General features: G+C 66.2%; 1 protein-coding gene. It reads left to right on the top strand.

The features are described from left to right. On the top strand, window positions 1–269 hold a 269-nt coding region (locus IG69_RS0119685), incomplete at both ends, for an integrase core domain-containing protein (RefSeq protein ID WP_030529854.1).

Genomic DNA, 269 nt, shown 5'->3' with positions numbered 1-269 from the left:
CACCGACAACCACTTCAGCTACCGCAAGAGCAACGACGTCGCGGCCGCGATGACCGCTCTGGGCGCCAAGCACAAGTTCATCCGCCCCCACTGCCCCTGGCAGAACGGCAAGGTCGAACGCTTCAACCGCACCTTGGCCACCGAATGGGCCTACCGACAAGTCTTCACCAGCAACCAAGCCCGCGCCGACGCCCTTGCCCCCTGGCTCGAGCAGTACAACACTCAACGACGCCACACCGCCCTCGGCGGACTCCCACCGACCAGCCGCC

The sequence above is a fragment of the Phycicoccus jejuensis genome (genome assembly GCF_000720925.1).
Taxonomy (GTDB): Bacteria; Actinomycetota; Actinomycetes; order Actinomycetales; family Dermatophilaceae; genus Phycicoccus; species Phycicoccus jejuensis.
The sequence above is the reverse complement of the archived record's forward strand: the minus strand, read 5'-3'. Positions and strand labels throughout refer to the sequence as shown.